A 14,986-nucleotide genomic window follows, 5' to 3' on the forward strand; every position below is an offset into this window, starting at 1 on the left:
CCGCTACCACCGCCCCCCCCGCTGCCGCCCGACACGCCGCCGGACGAGCTCGATCCGCTGGCGACGGTGGCGGTAAAGGTTGAATCGCCGGGAATGGCGTTGATCTGGAAATTACGCGCTTCGGTATGGAAGAACTGGATGGTGCCGTCGACGAATTTCCACGACACGCCAAAGCGCGCCGCCGAGGTGTCGAGCAGGCCTTTCAACGGACCGTCGCCATAGGTGATGCGCACGCCGTGCGGCACGTCGGCAAACGAAGCCTGGCCGGAAGTGGGTGGACGCGGCAGCGCCGGCGGCGCGGCGTTGTCGCCCGGCAGGCCGGCCGGCAACGGCGGCATGCCGCCGTTACCGCCAGCGGGCAGGTTGACCCGCGAACGGAAGGCGCTGGCGGCCACGGCGATCGCGTCCGGCGTCACCTTGCTCGGCACGCCGGAGCGCAGCGTGATGCGCTCGGCCAATTCGCTCAGCGAGCTGATCGTGCGGTCGAAGGTGGTCGGCGCATAGAACACCGGCGGCAAGGCCGGCTGGCCCAGCTTGATGACATTCTTGCCCAGCCAGATGCCCTGCTCGTGCGTCACCAGCGGCACCGCCGGCAACACCGCGCCGGGCGCCGTGCGGCCCACTTCGGCCACCAGGCTGTGCGCCTTCTCGTCGGCCGTGCCGATCTCGCTGTCCAGCTTGCCGGCCATGCCGCTGCAACCGGCGACGAGCAGGACCGTCGGTGCCAGCATTGATAATTTCCAGGCCATTATTCGCTCCCTTTCACCATGATGCGCAGCACCTTGTTACCTTGGTAGAACACTGCCTTCATCGGTATCTCCGCCGACTCCATGCTCTTGACCACAGTGTTGACCGCCTCGTCGAAATTGCCCGGGACCGTGGTCCTGGCCTCGACCGCGTAATCGACCGGCAGCTCCCACAACAGCTGCCAGCCGGCGGCGGCGGCCCAGCGCTGCAGCGCGGCGTTCAGCGTCTTGTCGGAGACCATGATTTCCCACACGGGCGCGGCCGGCGGCGCCGGCACCACCGGTTCCGCCGGCGCAGCGGCGCGCTCGACAGCCCTGGCTGCGGCGCGTGCCGGCTTGCGGACGGCCTTGTCCGTGTCCAGGCTGGCCAGCAACATGTCGCGGTTGTCCGCCAGCGCGTTGGCCAGGCCCTCGTCGAGCGGCGCCGGCTCGTCGCACTCGTCCTGCTGCCCGATGCCGGCGGCGAACAGGCCGGAAGCGAAGCTGCCGCCCAGCGAATAATTCAGCGCCGGCGCGGCGTCGGCGGCCATCGCAGTGGCGCCATGAGCGGCCGCCACCGTCAGCAGCAGCGAGGCCGTCAGCCTGCCGACGCCTGCGTGCATGGATCTTGTTGACATACGTGAGAAATACATGACCTTCCCTTCCCTGCCGTACATTGAGAATCAACCGGCGCCGCCCACGGGCACGCCGCTTCCTGGCGGTGCCGGCGTCGCCGCCGCACCGCAGACCTGATGACTTGACTGATGGTAACGAAGTTGGCGCGACACATTCTCAAAAAATATGACCGTGCGCGCCGTGCCGCTTACAACATGCCGACGCGGCGCGCCGGCGTGCACTTGAACTTGCGTGGCGGCAGACGCAGGCCGCTGCCGATCACCACCGAGTCCTGCACCGTCGACGGCGCCGTCGACAACAGCGGCGCCGCCTCGACGGCCACGCTCTTCTCCAGCACGGTGACCGGCTTCTCCTTGACTGCCGCCGCCGCCACGGGCCGGCCCGACATGGTCTTGTGCTCGATGCCGTCGCTGCCGGAGATGCGCGGCGTGATCAGGAACAGGCGTTCCTTGGTGCTGTCGGACTGGGTCTCGCTGCGGAACAATCCTCCCAGCAGCGGCAGGTCGCCCAGCAGCGGCACCTTCTGCTTGTCGCGCTTCAGCGATTCGGCGTGGTAGCCGCCTATCATCAGGGTCTGCTGCGCGTCGATGATGGCCTGGGTGCTGATGGTCGAACGGGTGACGGCGGCGGAGACGCCGCCGGCCTTGCCGTCCGCGCCGGACACGCTGTCGGGACTGTCCAGGGTGCCGTCCTCGATGTCGACTTCGAGCCGCACGCGCGTCTGCCCGCCGTCATGGATGATGCGGGGAATCACGCGCAGCATGGTGCCGGCGGTGACGTCGGCCAGGTCGGCCACCCGCTCGCCCACCAGCGACACGTAGGCGCTGCGGCTCAGGTCCAGCACCGCCGGCACATTGTCCAGCGTCAGGATGGTCGGCGTGGCCAGCACGCGCGCCTCGCCGGTCGACTGCATCGCCTTCAGCCGCGCATAGAAGCGGCCGGCGTCGCTGATCAGCAGCGTGGCGCCCGGCAGCGGCAGGCTGGTGCCCTGCGAAGACTGGGTGGTGCTGTTGAACACGCCATTGACGACCCCGGCCCGCACGCCCCATTCCACGCCCATGTCGGCCAGCTTGGAGCGGTCGATGTCGACGATCATCGCCTCGATCTCGATCTGCTGCGGCTGCACGTCCAGCTCGGCGATCAGCGCCGCGTACATTTCCTTCTTGTTGATGTTGTCGTAGATCATGATGGCGTTCAGCGTCGAATCGGCCTCGATGCGGGGCGGCGCCTCCTCCTCGCGCGGCTGTTGTTGCTGGCTGCGCGAAGACTGTGCGCCGCCGTCCTCGGCCATGACGCGGTTCTTGCCGGCGCTGTCGGGCGCCGTGAACAATGGCGCCAGGCCCTCGCCGCCGCTCTCGGCGGCCTCGCCCTTGCCCAGCTTCGGCAAGCGCGAACGCTTGCTGCTGTCGGCGTCGAAACGGCGCTTGGGATCGGTCACCTTCTCGGCGCTGTGCGGGCCGAACAGCAAGTTGCCGAGGATGGTCTTGACGCCGGGGATGGTCTCGCTCTTGCCGCGCGAATTGATGGTGCGGTCCGTCGCGCTGGCATATTTAAGGCGGAACATCATGATCTGGCGGCCTTTGCGCGGCGTCTTCTTTTCCTTGGGCAGCAGGGTGTCGCGGGCCAGTTCGACATAGCTGCGCGGGCCGCTGACGATCACCACGCCCTCGTCCGGCAGCTCGCCCCAGCCGAAACGGTCGTCAAACAGGCCGAGGCCGATCAGCGCCGATTTGGCGTCCTGCACCGCATCCTCGCCGACCTCGATGCGCAGCGACGTGCTGGCACCGGCCGGGGTGACATACAGCGTGTCGTTGTAGACGAACCAGCGGAAGCGATGGATGCCACCAAGGCGGTTCAGGAATTCGACGCCGTTGTCGGCCTTGATCCGGCCGCCCTTGACCAGGCGGTCGCCATCGATCTCCATCGACAGGCGCACGCCGTACGCGCGGCTGAATTCCTCGAACACGCTGCGCAGGGTCATGGCGCCGGCGTTGATGGAAAATCCGCTGTCCTTCCACGAAGCCGGCGTGGCGGCCCGCGGCGCGGCGCACCAGAACAACTGCAACAGCAGCAGGCCGGCGATGGCCAAGGTCCTGACACAGGCTTGACGGCTCATCGTGTTTCTCCGGAAAACAGTTGGCGGATGCGGTCGGCGTCGCGCCGAGTTTCGGCCGCGGGCGTGGAAGCGGCGGGCGCCATCGCCGCGCGCCACATCGCGACCTGGTTCAGCAGGCCTTCCAGCGCGTCGCCGGCGTCACGCCAGGATTCCGCCCCGGGCAGCCACTGGGTCAGCATCAGCGAGCCGTCGTCGCCGAGCGAAAGGCCGGCCTCGAATTCCAGCGCGCTCTGGAAACCGGTGCGCATCGCATCGGCCAGTTGCACCCCGGTGGCGGCGCGGGACAGGTGCGCGCCCAGTATGGCGCCGCCGGGCTGCAACGCCAGCAAGACTGTTTCGCCGTCCACGTCGACCGGCTCGTCCAGCGGCAAGGCGTCCAGCCATTGCTCGATTTGTTGGCTCTGCATGGCCTATTTGCTCTCGTTGAGCACGGTTTTCAGCGGCTTTTGCAGCAGGTTGAACTGCGCCATCATGGCAGTGTGGGTAACGGACTGCTTTTGCAGCAGATCCATGAAGCGGGCCGGGTCGGGCGTTTCGCCGTCGGCCTGCTGGCGGCTGAAGTCGTTGATCTGCTGGCCTATCCCCTCGAACTTCTGATTCAGGTGGCGCAGGTTTTGCAAGACCGGGCTGCTATGCTCTGACATGGTTTTCTCTCCTCGATGGCGGTGGAACGTGGCGCTGGACCTTGACGCTCCAATGAGTGGCGGGAGGAAGAGAATTAGTTCGCCATGCCCCAGTTTTATTTTTCGCCGGCATCGGCGGGCGGTGGCCCGACCTGGGCGATGGCCGCCCGCAATTCCCCGCTGGCGAGCTGGAACTCGGCCCGCCATTCGCCGCTGGCGGCCTCCAGCCGGCAGGTTCCGGCCGTCAACCGCGCATCGGCCTTGCGCTCCCAGACGCTGTCCGGCGCCAGCGCCAGGTCGTCGGGATGCAGCCATACCACCGGTTCCACCAGTTTTCCCGGCGCCTCCTGCTGGACGCGCCGGAACATGGCGGCGATGCGCTCGCGCGGCGTCAGCTCCAGCAGCAAACGGTCGTAGACTTCCTGGGCCAGCTCCACCACCACGTGTTCCATGCGCGCCAGCATGTCCTGCTGCGCCTGGCGCAGCCCATCCAGCAGCTGCGTTGCCTGGCGCACCACGTCCTGGCGCTGCTGTTGCACGGCCTGGCCGGCTTCCTGCCGGGCCTCAGCCAGGATCAGGCCGGCCTGCTCGCGCGCCTGGTCGAGCAGACGGGCCGCGGCCTGGCCGGCGTCCGCGCTGACGCGCAGCGCCTGTGGCCGCAATACGCCGTGCTCGGCACGCAGTATCGCCGGCACGCTGATACGTTCGACACAAAAATCGTTCATCGACATTCTTTCCTAGGTAGGGGCTTGTGCGCGCGCCAGGCAAAGGCTCCAGCACCGCTGCGCGCGCGACAGTGCCGCCGCCGATGCGGCAGCGCCGGACAACGTAGGGGATGGCGCGGCGGGAACGTCGTGCAGCAGGCGCCGCAGGCGCGGCCACATGCCGGGGAATTGTGCGTCCAGGCGGCATGCCAGTTCCAGCATGCCGCGCTGCCCGGCGTCGCCGCCGGCATGGACGGCTCCGCCTTGCAGGGGCTGCGTCATCGCCACGCTCAGGCACCAGCGGCGATCGTCGGCGAGGAGCGAGCGCAGCACGGCGTGATCCTGTTCGCGGGCGGCGAACAGGCCGCCATACAGCGCGCAACAGCGGCGCAGCGCGGCGCCATCCTCCAGCGCGGCGGCTTGCCAGCCGGGATTGCCGGCAGCCGGCAAGTCCGGCGGCACGCCGGCCTGCCGGCACCAGGCGCGGTAGGCGGCGCGCCGCGCCGGCGGCGCGTCGACACCGGCCAGGACCGGATCGCCGCCGCCCAGGCGCCACGGCGCGAACCACCAATCCAGGAAGGTCGCGGACAGCGCGCTCACGGCTGCGCTTCCGGCGCAGGCGCCGGCACCGCCTTGCGGCTGGCCCAGCGCATGGCCAGCCGCATCACCAGCGCGGCCACCCTGGGACTGCGCATGGCGTAGCGGAACAGCAGGTAGCCCAGCCCGGCCGACGCCATCGCGCCCAGCACCGCCAGGGTGAAGGTTAGCCAGCCGACCGAATCCTGCGCCACCACGAACGGCCCCAGCATCGTCCATTGAATGCCGACCGGCGGCGGCTCGCCCGGCATCAGCACCACCGACACCTTGCCGCGCCCGTCGTCGCCGCCGAGGCCGGGAATGCTGGAGGCCACCAGCTTGCGCATGCGCGGCAGCACCGCGTCCTCGTCCAGCGGCGGCCGGTATTTGACAAACACCGCCGCCGACGACGGTTGTATCGGCTCGCCCGGCGCGATGCGTTCCGGCAGCACCACGTGCACGCGTGCCGACACCACCCGGTCGAATTGCTGCAGCGTCGATTCCAGCTCCTCGGACAAGCCATGGATGTAGCGGATGCGCTCTTCCATCGGGGTAGAAATCATGCCCTGCTTCTTGAACACCTCGCCCAGGTTGGACAGGCTGCGGCGCGGCAGGCCGGCGGCATTCATGGCCTCGGTGGCGCGCGACAGGTCGCCGTCCTTGGTGATCAGCGTCACGCCCTCCTTGGTTTTCTGCTTTTCGATCTCGATACCCTTGCGGTTGAGTACCAGGATGATGTCGTTGGCGTCGGCGTCGCTCAGGCCGGCCTGCAGCGTGACCATCTTGGTGCAGGCGGCCAGCATGACCGGCAAGGCCAGCATGCAGGCCAGGCGCAGGCAGCGCGATAACCGGTGTGGGTTCAGGATATCCATGGGCGGCCCGGAGGTGCTTACTGCAGTTTGGTCAGGGAGTCGACCGACGACGCGGCCTTCGACACGGTCTTGGAAACGGTCTGCACGCGCAACTGGTAGTCGTTGAGCGCCATCATGGCTTTCATCAGCTGCATCGAATCGCCGGTGCGGGTCGATTGCTCCAGCAGTTTGGACACATACATCTGGTCCTGCTTGAGCTGGCCAGCCAGATTGGTGGCGCGGCTGGCGATGACATTGCCCAGCGAGGCATTGTCGGCGCCGGTCTTGCGCGCGCCGGCCTGCATGTGGTGTTCCAGCCGGGCGCGGAACTGCGCGCTGTCGGCCGCGTCGGCGGGTTGTATGTCGAGCGACAGGGAATTCTTTTGCTGCGCGCCCGGCATCGAGGCCGCCGGGAGGGTTGCCGCTTGGGTCGTTGGATTCATGTGTTCGGCTCCAGGATTGAGTTGATCCGCAGTAGTTAAGTGGCGCCGGCGGCGCCGAGGGTTCCCTCACAACGGCTCGTAGCGGCTGGCGCAGTATTCGCCGCCACAGCCGAGATCCGACGACGGATCGCAGAAGCCCGCCGTGCCGCAGCGGCGCTGGCAATCGGCGCGCGACGACGGCCGCAGGCGGGGCAGCGGCTGCGGCCGTCCCACCGGCGCCTGGCGCGGCGCCACCACCACGTGGCTTACCTTCAGCGCCATCTGGTGCGCGCGGTCGCCGACGCCGGCGATGGTGTGGTCGACGGGTTCGCCGGCATCGTCGTGCAGCCAGTCGCCGAAGCCGGCATTGGCGATGGCGCCGGCGGCGCCGATGATGTCCGGCACCGGGGGCGCGGCGGCGCCGATCGCCAGTTCCGGCGCCACCGCGCAGTCGAGGCTGCCGCCCTCCTCCTGCGTCCTGGCCGCGGCCCGCTGGCGCCGGTCGGCCTCGGCCGCGGCCTGCAACCGGATCCGCACGCGCCGGGCACCGTCGGCGACGGCCTGCTCACGCGCCGCGACGGCGTCGATGTCGGCGCTCTTCATCGGCTGCCTGGCGGCGCCATGCCGCTGGGCGGCTCGCCGAGCGATTCCAGCTCCACCTCCAGCCCGGCCTGCCCGCTCGCCATCAACTCGTGGACCACGGCATACACCTGGGCCACCGCCTCGTAGCTCGATGTCGGCACCGGCGTATCGTCCCGGCATGTAGCGTACAGCGTGCGCGCCAGCCACACATGGCGGATCACCGGAATGCCGCATTCTCGGGCGCGCTGGATGATGGCCTGCGCCACCTCGTCCTTGCCCTTGGCCAGCACCTGCGGCACCATCACCTGTTCCGCGTCGTAGTACATGGCCACGGCGAAGTGGGTCGGATTGACCACCACCGCATTGGCGCTCTCGGTCTTGGCGGCCGGGCTCTCGTTGGCCCACTGCCGCGCCAGCTGCTTGCGCTTGCCCTTGATCATCGGGTCGCCCTCGGATTCCTTGTGTTCGCGCTTGATCTCTTCCTTGTCCATCATCAAGTCCTTTTTGTGGAAATACTTCTGGACCGCGAAGTCGATCATGCCCAGGCACAGGCAGACCACGACAATCACATGAAAAATCGAGCGCAGCAATTCAACAAAGGTGTGGAACACATCTTCCGGTTCGCCGCCGGACAGCGCGATCATTTCCGGCAGGTGGCTGCGGATCAGGTTGTAGACGATCCAGCCGATCAGCGACGCCTTGCCCACGGTGACCAGCAGCTCGATCAGCTTTTTTTTCGAGAACAACTGGGTGACGCCGTTGACCGGGTTGAGCTTGTCGAACTTGGGAACGATCGACTCGGTGGAGATCAGGATGCCGAACTGACCCCAATGGGCGGCCACGCCGACCACGATGCAAACGACAAAGAAGCAGCAGAAAATCACCAGCAGAAACAAGCCGGCGGTGGTGGCGATCTGCCCCATCTCCAGCCGGAAGTTGTGGCCGATGCCGAGGATGGCTGAATTCATCATGTTGAAAATGGCGTCGCGCCACAGCGACTGGGTGGCGAAGGCCATCTCGGCCACTACCACCAGCGTGGCCAGCCGGGCCAGGTCGCGGCTGACCGCGACCTGGCCTTTCTCCTCGGCGTCGTCGATCTTCTTCTGTGTGGGTTCTTCGGTCTTGTCGTCGCTCACTTGGGCACCTGCATCAGGCTGGCGGCCAGGTCGAGCAGATGGGAGAAATCGCCGGTCACATAGTGCGAAAAGGTCGGCCAGTAGGCCAGCATCAGCAACAGGCCCACCAGGCCCTTGATCGGCGCCGAGGCAAACGATACCTGCAGATTGGAGGCGAACACGCCGACGATGGCGAAGCCGAACTCGATCAATATCAGCGGGATGATCACCGGCGCGCCATACACCACGGTGTACCACAGCAGCTCGCCGAAGCGCTTGATCAGCACGTCGAAATGCCCCGGTTCGAACGGTGGCAGCAGCGTGTACGCCGGCCACACGGCATAGCTTTCGATCAGGATGCGCGCCAGCGCCGAGAACAGGCCGGCCAGCACCATCACCAGCACCACGGCCTGGATCAGCATGCCGCCGATGGCGCTGGCGTCGCGGTCGACGCTGGCGTTGTTGGCCTGGATCTGGATCGGCGAACGCTGGGTGTCGAAGATCGAGCCGATCGACTGCGCCACCCACAGCGGGATCGACATCATGACGCCGAACATCAGCCCAATGATCGCTTCCTTGAACGCCAGCATGCCCGACAACAGGAAGTCCGGGCCGTTGTGCTGCACAAAATAAAACGTAGGCAAGGCTGCCGGCAGCGCGATAGCCATTGCCGCCGTGTTCCGGGCCATGCCGGTCAGCACGTTGAGGCCGAAGCCGGGCAGGATCGACAGGCACACCAGCACCCTGGGCGTAATCAGCGCCAGGGTCACCAGCAGCGCCTGCATGTCCAGCAACAGCGAAGCCGGCATCACGCCGCTCCCGAGCGGACCGGGGCCTCAGCGGCCGACATCGGGCACCATGCGCATGGCCAGTTCGGTCAGTTGTATCAGTTCGACGCCGATCCAGCGCCCCATGCCGGCCAGGGTGACGGCGACCGCCACCAGCTTGACCACATATGGCAGGGTCTGGTCCTGGATCTGGGTCACCGCCTGCACCAGCGACACGGCGACGCCGCACAACGTGGCGATGATCAGCGGCGGCGCCGACAGCATGATGGCCATCCACAGTCCCTGCTGGAAGAAGTTGAGCGTATCACCCATGGTCTGTTGCTCCGGTTTATAAATAGGGGTTTATAAATACGACATCGCAAGCGCGTTGAGCAGCTTGCCCCAGCCGCCGACCACGGTGAACAGCAGCAGCTTGAGCGGCGTCGTGATAGTCTGCGGGCTGACCTGCTGCATGCCCAGCGCCATCAGCAGGTTGGAGATCAGCAGGTCGATCACGACGAACGGGATATAGATCAGGAAGCCGATCTCATATCCGGTCTGCAGCTCCGACACCACAAAGGCCGGAATCAGGATCAGCGCGTCGCTGGGCTTGGCGTCGCGCGCTGCCTCCTTCGGCCACAGCTTTCTGGCCGACGCCAGGAACAGCTCGCGCTGGTCGGCATGGCTAACCTTCAGCATGAACTTGCGCAAGGGCTCGAACGATTCCTGTGCCTTGGCCAGCAGCGGCATGCTGCGCGAACTGGCGGTATTGGTCTCCAGGCTGAGGGCGGTCTTGCCGATCTCCTGCACCGTCGGCGCCATCACGAACACGCTCAGCGCCAGCGAGATGCCGTAGATGGCCAGCGTCGGCGGCACCTGCTGCACGCCCATGGCGCTGCGCAGCACCAGCAACACCAGCGAGATCTTCAGGAACGACGTGGTCGTCACCACGAACAGCGGCACCAGCGCCAGCATGGCCAGCAGCACCGAGAACGAGACGACATCATATTGTCCGTTCAGCATGCCCCGCCCCACTGCGTGATGCGGATGCCCAGCACGCCGTCGACATCGACCACCTCGCCGCTGCCGACACTGCGGCCACCGCAGACGATGCCGATCGCTGCCGGATTGCCGCCGTCCAGCGTGAGCACCGTCTGCGGCCCCAGCGTGCGGACTTGCCCCAGCGGCAGGCTGACCCTGCCAAGCTCGAACACCAGCGTCACGGACACCTGGTCCAGCACGGCCTCGCCGGCGCCCTCCTGCGGCGTGGTTTCCTGCCAATCCTCGGGTCCGTCGCCGGGCGCCGGGTCAAGCACCTGCTGGTCGTCGCCGTCGCCGGCCTCGTACGTCTGTTCGAATTCCAATCTTTCCTCCTTGGCGATGAGTTGTAAGCTGCCGGGCGCGCGATAGCACACCCGCCACGCCTGGCCGGCCAGGCGCAGCATGCCGCCGCCGTCGATGGCAAATGTCGCCTGCGCGGGCAGGATGATGTCGCCGGCTTCGATGCGGCGCAGCGCCGCCAGCGGCAGCCGGTGGCGCGCCAGCACCACGGTCGCCGTGGCCGGCCAGTCCAGGCTGGCGGCGAGCGGCGAGCGCAACGGCGTCCAGTCCGGCTGGCTCAACAGCTCCAGCCAGGTGGCGCCGGCCGCGCGCAGCGGCAGGTCGAATACATGGTGTTCGTGGCTGACCCGCAGGCGCATGGCATGCGGCGGCGTGGTGAAAGCGGATGCCGGTGCGATGTCTTGCGTGGCGCGCAGCGGCGTGCCCTGCAGGCGGCCAAGCACGGCAGCCACCAGCCAGTCGGGATAGCGGCCGGCCTCCATCTCGACCGATTCCAGGTCGATGCCGGTCAGCACGCGCAACAGGCGGGCGCCGTCGTCGACTTCCAGCGGCCCGGCAGGACCGGACAGCCACAGCGGCACGGACTGGCCGCCGGCGTAGCCGTTGCTGACGCCGCCGGGCCGCAGCGTCAGGCTGGCGCCCTGTTCTAGCGGGCTATGCAGGCCCAGCCCCAGCTTGCGGCTGAGCAGCGCGTCGTCGGCATGCAGGCGCGGCGCCCCTTGCAACAGGGAGCGCGCCGGCACATCGCCGGGATTGCGGCAAATACCGGGCACGGGAAAAACGGTGTCGGACATGGATGCTTGGTTCCTCTGCGGCGTTCATCGGGGGCAGCGGCATCCGTGCCCAACTACAACACGGCGAGCCTGACCGGTCTGCTCATACGTCGCATCAAGCCTGTTTGCAGTTCCATTTGTTTGCGCCGCAACCAGTCGCGCAGCTTGTCCCCACCGGCCGACAACAGAAACGAGGCCGAGTTGCGGCTGACGTCGGCCATCACGCCCAGTTTGTCGCCATTGGGCAGCAGGATCTCGAAGATGCCGCTGTCACCGTCCGTCGGCAGCAGATCCAGCAGCATGTCGCTATCGAATTGATCGCCGCCGGACGCTGCCGGCGGCGCCAGGCCGGTCTGCTGTCCGTCGTCGTGACCGTCGCCATGCCCGCCGCCACCGTCAAGTCCGGGCGGGATCGCGACGCTGATCGCCGCCCCGGCCGGCTGCTGCTGGGATGCATCCTGCCGTGCCGGCGTACCGGACGTGGCTGCGCCGGTCGTACCGCGCTGGGCGACCGGGCGCGTCGCTGGCGCGGTGGCGGGCCGCGCAGCGATGCCGGCGCCCTGCGCCGGAGCAACCGGCGGCGAGGCCGGCCTGGGCGGCAAGGATGGCGGGCGCGGACGGGGTGCGGGCGCCGGTTCCGGAGGATCCGGCAACGCGGCGCCTAGCGGTAATACGGCCATCTCAATCCTCCCCGGCGCGCGCCAGGGCGCGGATCTCGTCACGCATCACGGTCAGTTTTTCCTGCTGGCGGCTGGCCTCCAGCATCCGCCGGCAGGCCGTGAAAAACTCGCCGCCGGCCTGCCGGCTGCGCTGCAACTGCTCGCGGCAATCCAGATACAACTGGGCCGCCTCCTTTTTCATGCGTTCATAGGCCGCCTTGGCCCGGCGGAACTCGCCGCTGGTAATGACCATGGACAGGAACTGCTGGCGCGCCTCCATCCATTGCTGTTTTGCCTGGCGCAGGGCCTGCTGCCAGCTCTGCTTGATCTTCCGCAACGCCGCGCGGCTCCCGCGCCAGCGCTCGCGCGCCTCGTTGCGTTCGCGTTCGAAGCGTCCCAGCCGTTGCTTGCGCATATGCAGCAGCTGGTCCAGCCGCTTGTCCTCCGGCTTGCGCTCGGCCACGTCGACCGGTTCGCGCTTGCTGCGTTTGGGGCCAATGCCGGCTTGCTGGGCGGCGCTCATTACTGCAGCTCCATCATGGCCGCAAGCGTCTGGTCGTAATCATCGCTGCTGCTGGTGTCCTGGCGCAGGAAGGCCAGTTGTTCCGGCCGCAGCCGCACGGCCTGGTCGGCCACCGGATCGCTGCCGGACTTGTATTCGCCCAGCCGTATCAGCAGCTCCATCTCCTGGTAACGCGACATCAGCTCGCGGAACCTGGAGGCCGACTTGCGGTGCTCGCGCGTGGTGACGTTGCTCATCACGCGGCTGATACTGGCAAGCACATCGATGGCGGGATAATGGCCCTGCTCGGCCAGCTTGCGCGTGAGCAGGATGTGTCCGTCGAGCAGGGACTTGGCCTCGTCGCCGATCGGGTCGGACGACGATTCGCCGTCCACCAGCACCGTGTACATGGCGGTGATCGAGCCTTGCGGCGTGGCGCCGGCCCGCTCGATCAGGCGCGGCAGCATGGTGTAGACCGACGGCGTGAATCCGCCGCGCGCCGGCGGCTCGCCGGCCGCCAGGCCGATCTCGCGCTGGGCGCGGGCAAAGCGGGTCAGCGAATCGACCAGCAGCAGCACCTTCTTGCCGCGGTCGCGGAAGCCTTCGGCAATCGCGGTGGCGGTGAACGCGGCGCGCGAGCGCTCCATCGAGGTGCGGTCCGAGGTGGCGCACACCACCACGGTCTTGCGTATCAGGTCGGCGTCCAGCTCGTGCTCGAGGAATTCATTGAGTTCCCGCCCGCGTTCGCCGATCAGGCCGAACACGATGGCTTCGGCCTGGCAGCCGCGCGCGATCGCCGCCATCAGCGTGGTCTTGCCGCAGCCGGGGCCGGCGAACACGCCGATGCGCTGGCCCACGCCCATGGTCAGCAGGCCGTCGATGGCGCGCACGCCGGTGGCCAGCGGCGTGGCGATGCGCGGCCGGTCGGTGGCCTTGGGCGCGTCGCGTATCACCGGCGACATGGCGCGCCAGGTCGCGACATTGTCCACCGCGGCCGGGGCGCGGAACATCCATCGGCCGAAACCGTCCAGCACGCAGCCGAACAGGTGGTCGCCCACCTCGATCGTATGGGCGCGCCGCAACGGCACGATGCGGGTGCGGTTGGACACGCCTTCCAGCGGACTGAGGGCAGAGAGGATGGCCGATTTCTCGGTGAAGCCTATCACCTCGGCCAGCATCGGCTGGCCCGGCAGGTCGGGGTTGACCAGGTCGCACAATTCGCCGATCCGCACCGGCGGCATGTGCGCTTCAATCAGGGTGCCCAGCACCTGCGAGACCTTGCCGTGGCTGATGAAGCCGGGCTTGGCGGGCAGCCCGTCGCGCCACGGCTGCAGCCGCGCGGCCAGATGCTCGAGCCGCTGGTCCACCATGGTGCCGAAGGCGGCCGTCACCATGTGACTTCAAGGTGGTGTTTGCCGGTAAAGCTGAGCTGGTTGCCGCCGATGGCCGCCAGCCGCACGCCGCGGTATTCGTCGCCCACATACAGACGCTTGCCGTCGTCGGTGACGATGCTGGCGTTGTTGCCGGTAATAACTTGCTGTATGCGGAAAGGCAGCATCGCCTCGGCGCCGCCGACCTTGACGTCGACCGGGAAGCGGATGTCGTGCTGCTTGACGAACGCGGTCAGCATGCGCCGGAAGCGCTCGGCATCGTCGTCGTCAAGCACGGCGCGCATGGTCCAGTGGCCGTCGGCCAGTTGCAGGTCGAAGCGGTTGAGCAGATCCACTTCGGTCAGGCGCTTGCGCAGCGCGCTGCGCAACTGCTCCTGCGACAGGGGCTGGGCCGGTTTGGCGCCGTCCTGCAGCGAGGCCGGCATGGCCTCGGCTCCGGCGTTCACGGCGGCGATGCGCGCCATGGGATCGGGCTGGCCGGGATGACGGTTGGTGATCGCATAGGCGGCCGACACCACCGCCGCCAACGCCACCGGCGCCAGCAGCACGAGGCGGCTGCGGCGCGCGGCCCGGGGCGGCGGCACGGCGGCGGCCTGCGCGGCGGCAGCGCCCTCGCCGGCGCCGTCCGCGCCATCGTCCATATAGTGCAGCGCGTCGGCCGGCGCGCCCTGCTCCGGGTCCGCCGATGTGGCGGCCATGTCGGCTGCCGCTTCCTGCGGCGCCGGCACGTCCACCGGGGTTGGCGGCGGTTCCTGCCATGCGCTGTCCTGCATGGCCACCGTCAGCCAGATCTGGCCGACGCGGGCGGCGTCGCCGGGGTTCAGTTGCAGCTCTTCGCGGGTCTGGTTGTCCTGGGCGCCGCGTATCTCGCCATCGAGCACACGCAGCGTCCAGCCCGAACCGGACAGCGCGACGCTGGCGTGACGCTCGCGCACGCCGGGGTCGGCCAGCACCACGTCGGCATCGTCGGCGCTGCCGACGACGTGTTCGCCTTCATCCAGCCGCAGCGGCAGCGTCGCCCCGCGGTGGTAGCCGTTTAAAATTCTTAATTCATACATGATCGTGCTCCATCTGAATTCACTGGGAATATCGATGAGTGGGAGTTGGGCGGCGCCCGGTGCCCCCCCCCCCCCAGCCCCCACACCCCCGCGCCCCCCCCCCCCAAAACCCCCCCCCGCGGCCCCCGCGGGGGGGGGGGGGCGG

At 68.0% G+C, this 14,986-nt stretch carries 18 protein-coding genes and 1 pseudogene; all 19 read right to left on the reverse strand.

Going from position 1 to position 14,986, the window contains the following annotated elements:
* Positions 1 to 731 (reverse strand): annotated as a pseudogene (locus ACCD07_RS31225) (PilN family type IVB pilus formation outer membrane protein); the annotation flags it as partial.
* Positions 732 to 748: 17 nt separating this feature from the next.
* Complete coding sequence (locus ACCD07_RS31230; RefSeq protein WP_353399152.1) at positions 749 to 1,348, reverse strand: toxin co-regulated pilus biosynthesis Q family protein; 600 nt, start codon at positions 1,346 to 1,348, stop codon at positions 749 to 751.
* A gap of 200 nt (positions 1,349 to 1,548) precedes the next feature.
* Entirely contained in the window at positions 1,549 to 3,477 is a 1,929-nt protein-coding gene (gene sctC, locus ACCD07_RS31235) for a type III secretion system outer membrane ring subunit SctC (protein WP_413449590.1), read from the reverse strand.
* Positions 3,474 to 3,884: a hypothetical protein gene (locus ACCD07_RS31240; protein ID WP_176650725.1), complete on the reverse strand. Its 411-nt coding sequence runs from the start codon at positions 3,882 to 3,884 to the stop codon at positions 3,474 to 3,476. Before ACCD07_RS31240 ends, sctC begins: the two co-directional genes overlap by 4 nt.
* Positions 3,885 to 3,887: 3 nt before the next feature.
* Positions 3,888 to 4,121, reverse strand: a complete 234-nt coding sequence (locus ACCD07_RS31245) for a hypothetical protein (protein ID WP_176650724.1) — start codon at positions 4,119 to 4,121, stop codon at positions 3,888 to 3,890.
* 95 nt (positions 4,122 to 4,216) lie between these two features.
* Positions 4,217 to 4,825 carry an HrpE/YscL family type III secretion apparatus protein gene (locus ACCD07_RS31250; protein ID WP_176650723.1) on the reverse strand — a complete coding sequence of 203 codons (609 nt, stop codon included), beginning with the start codon at positions 4,823 to 4,825 and terminating at the stop codon, positions 4,217 to 4,219.
* Positions 4,826 to 4,837: 12 nt separating this feature from the next.
* Entirely contained in the window at positions 4,838 to 5,404 is a 567-nt protein-coding gene (locus ACCD07_RS31255) for a hypothetical protein (RefSeq protein ID WP_413449591.1), read from the reverse strand.
* Positions 5,401 to 6,252, reverse strand: coding sequence for a type III secretion system inner membrane ring lipoprotein SctJ (sctJ, locus tag ACCD07_RS31260; RefSeq protein WP_176650721.1), 852 nt, complete (start codon positions 6,250 to 6,252; stop codon positions 5,401 to 5,403). The genes ACCD07_RS31255 and sctJ overlap by 4 nt, the downstream gene beginning before the upstream one ends.
* A gap of 17 nt (positions 6,253 to 6,269) precedes the next feature.
* The gene (locus ACCD07_RS31265; RefSeq protein WP_353399163.1) at positions 6,270 to 6,674 is read right to left on the reverse strand and encodes an EscI/YscI/HrpB family type III secretion system inner rod protein; all 405 of its coding nucleotides are present in this window, start codon (positions 6,672 to 6,674) and stop codon (positions 6,270 to 6,272) included.
* A 66-nt stretch (positions 6,675 to 6,740) separates the two neighbouring features.
* A complete protein-coding gene (locus tag ACCD07_RS31270) occupies positions 6,741 to 7,256 on the reverse strand; it encodes a hypothetical protein (RefSeq protein WP_176650719.1) in 516 nt (171 codons plus the stop codon).
* Positions 7,253 to 8,371 (reverse strand): type III secretion system export apparatus subunit SctU, encoded by a 1,119-nt coding sequence (gene sctU, locus ACCD07_RS31275; protein ID WP_413449592.1) that lies wholly within the window; start codon positions 8,369 to 8,371, stop codon positions 7,253 to 7,255. Before sctU ends, ACCD07_RS31270 begins: the two co-directional genes overlap by 4 nt.
* Complete coding sequence (locus tag ACCD07_RS31280) at positions 8,368 to 9,159, reverse strand: EscT/YscT/HrcT family type III secretion system export apparatus protein (RefSeq protein ID WP_176650717.1); 792 nt, start codon at positions 9,157 to 9,159, stop codon at positions 8,368 to 8,370. The genes sctU and ACCD07_RS31280 overlap by 4 nt, the downstream gene beginning before the upstream one ends.
* Before the next feature lie 27 nt (positions 9,160 to 9,186).
* Positions 9,187 to 9,450: a type III secretion system export apparatus subunit SctS gene (gene sctS / locus ACCD07_RS31285; protein ID WP_176650716.1), complete on the reverse strand. Its 264-nt coding sequence runs from the start codon at positions 9,448 to 9,450 to the stop codon at positions 9,187 to 9,189.
* 30 nt (positions 9,451 to 9,480) lie between these two features.
* Positions 9,481 to 10,140, reverse strand: coding sequence for a type III secretion system export apparatus subunit SctR (gene sctR, locus ACCD07_RS31290; protein WP_176650715.1), 660 nt, complete (start codon positions 10,138 to 10,140; stop codon positions 9,481 to 9,483).
* A complete protein-coding gene (gene sctQ, locus ACCD07_RS31295) occupies positions 10,134 to 11,252 on the reverse strand; it encodes a type III secretion system cytoplasmic ring protein SctQ (protein ID WP_413449593.1) in 1,119 nt (372 codons plus the stop codon). Before sctQ ends, sctR begins: the two co-directional genes overlap by 7 nt.
* A 53-nt stretch (positions 11,253 to 11,305) precedes the next feature.
* Complete coding sequence (locus ACCD07_RS31300; RefSeq protein ID WP_176650713.1) at positions 11,306 to 11,911, reverse strand: hypothetical protein; 606 nt, start codon at positions 11,909 to 11,911, stop codon at positions 11,306 to 11,308.
* A gap of 1 nt (position 11,912) precedes the next feature.
* Positions 11,913 to 12,413, reverse strand: coding sequence for a hypothetical protein (locus ACCD07_RS31305; RefSeq protein WP_413449594.1), 501 nt, complete (start codon positions 12,411 to 12,413; stop codon positions 11,913 to 11,915).
* Entirely contained in the window at positions 12,413 to 13,786 is a 1,374-nt protein-coding gene (locus ACCD07_RS31310; RefSeq protein ID WP_413449595.1) for a FliI/YscN family ATPase, read from the reverse strand. Before ACCD07_RS31310 ends, ACCD07_RS31305 begins: the two co-directional genes overlap by 1 nt.
* Positions 13,780 to 14,841: an FHA domain-containing protein gene (locus ACCD07_RS31315; protein ID WP_413449596.1), complete on the reverse strand. Its 1,062-nt coding sequence runs from the start codon at positions 14,839 to 14,841 to the stop codon at positions 13,780 to 13,782. Before ACCD07_RS31315 ends, ACCD07_RS31310 begins: the two co-directional genes overlap by 7 nt.
* Positions 14,842 to 14,986 lie beyond the last annotated feature (145 nt).

Origin of the sequence: Duganella sp. Dugasp56, from assembly GCF_047304105.1 — a bacterium.
In the GTDB taxonomy this organism is placed as follows: Bacteria; Pseudomonadota; Gammaproteobacteria; order Burkholderiales; family Burkholderiaceae_D; genus Rugamonas; species Rugamonas hordei.

Excerpts from the sequence above, each read along its gene's own strand:
- ACCD07_RS31305 (WP_413449594.1), bottom strand. The coding sequence starts at position 12,413 with ATGAGCGCCGCCCAGCAAGCCGGCATTGGCCCCAAACGCAGCAAGCGC.
- sctR (WP_176650715.1), bottom strand. The coding sequence starts at position 10,140 with ATGCTGAACGGACAATATGATGTCGTCTCGTTCTCGGTGCTGCTGGCC.
- ACCD07_RS31315 (WP_413449596.1), bottom strand. The coding sequence starts at position 14,841 with ATGTATGAATTAAGAATTTTAAACGGCTACCACCGCGGGGCGACGCTG.
- ACCD07_RS31300 (WP_176650713.1), bottom strand. The coding sequence starts at position 11,911 with ATGGCCGTATTACCGCTAGGCGCCGCGTTGCCGGATCCTCCGGAACCG.
- ACCD07_RS31280 (WP_176650717.1), bottom strand. The coding sequence starts at position 9,159 with ATGCCGGCTTCGCTGTTGCTGGACATGCAGGCGCTGCTGGTGACCCTG.
- ACCD07_RS31240 (WP_176650725.1), bottom strand. The coding sequence starts at position 3,884 with ATGCAGAGCCAACAAATCGAGCAATGGCTGGACGCCTTGCCGCTGGAC.
- sctC (WP_413449590.1), bottom strand. The coding sequence starts at position 3,477 with ATGAGCCGTCAAGCCTGTGTCAGGACCTTGGCCATCGCCGGCCTGCTG.
- ACCD07_RS31245 (WP_176650724.1), bottom strand. The coding sequence starts at position 4,121 with ATGTCAGAGCATAGCAGCCCGGTCTTGCAAAACCTGCGCCACCTGAAT.
- ACCD07_RS31310 (WP_413449595.1), bottom strand. The coding sequence starts at position 13,786 with ATGGTGACGGCCGCCTTCGGCACCATGGTGGACCAGCGGCTCGAGCAT.
- ACCD07_RS31270 (WP_176650719.1), bottom strand. The coding sequence starts at position 7,256 with ATGAAGAGCGCCGACATCGACGCCGTCGCGGCGCGTGAGCAGGCCGTC.
- ACCD07_RS31230 (WP_353399152.1), bottom strand. The coding sequence starts at position 1,348 with ATGCACGCAGGCGTCGGCAGGCTGACGGCCTCGCTGCTGCTGACGGTG.
- sctQ (WP_413449593.1), bottom strand. The coding sequence starts at position 11,252 with ATGTCCGACACCGTTTTTCCCGTGCCCGGTATTTGCCGCAATCCCGGC.
- sctJ (WP_176650721.1), bottom strand. The coding sequence starts at position 6,252 with ATGGATATCCTGAACCCACACCGGTTATCGCGCTGCCTGCGCCTGGCC.
- ACCD07_RS31265 (WP_353399163.1), bottom strand. The coding sequence starts at position 6,674 with ATGAATCCAACGACCCAAGCGGCAACCCTCCCGGCGGCCTCGATGCCG.
- ACCD07_RS31250 (WP_176650723.1), bottom strand. The coding sequence starts at position 4,825 with ATGAACGATTTTTGTGTCGAACGTATCAGCGTGCCGGCGATACTGCGT.
- sctS (WP_176650716.1), bottom strand. The coding sequence starts at position 9,450 with ATGGGTGATACGCTCAACTTCTTCCAGCAGGGACTGTGGATGGCCATC.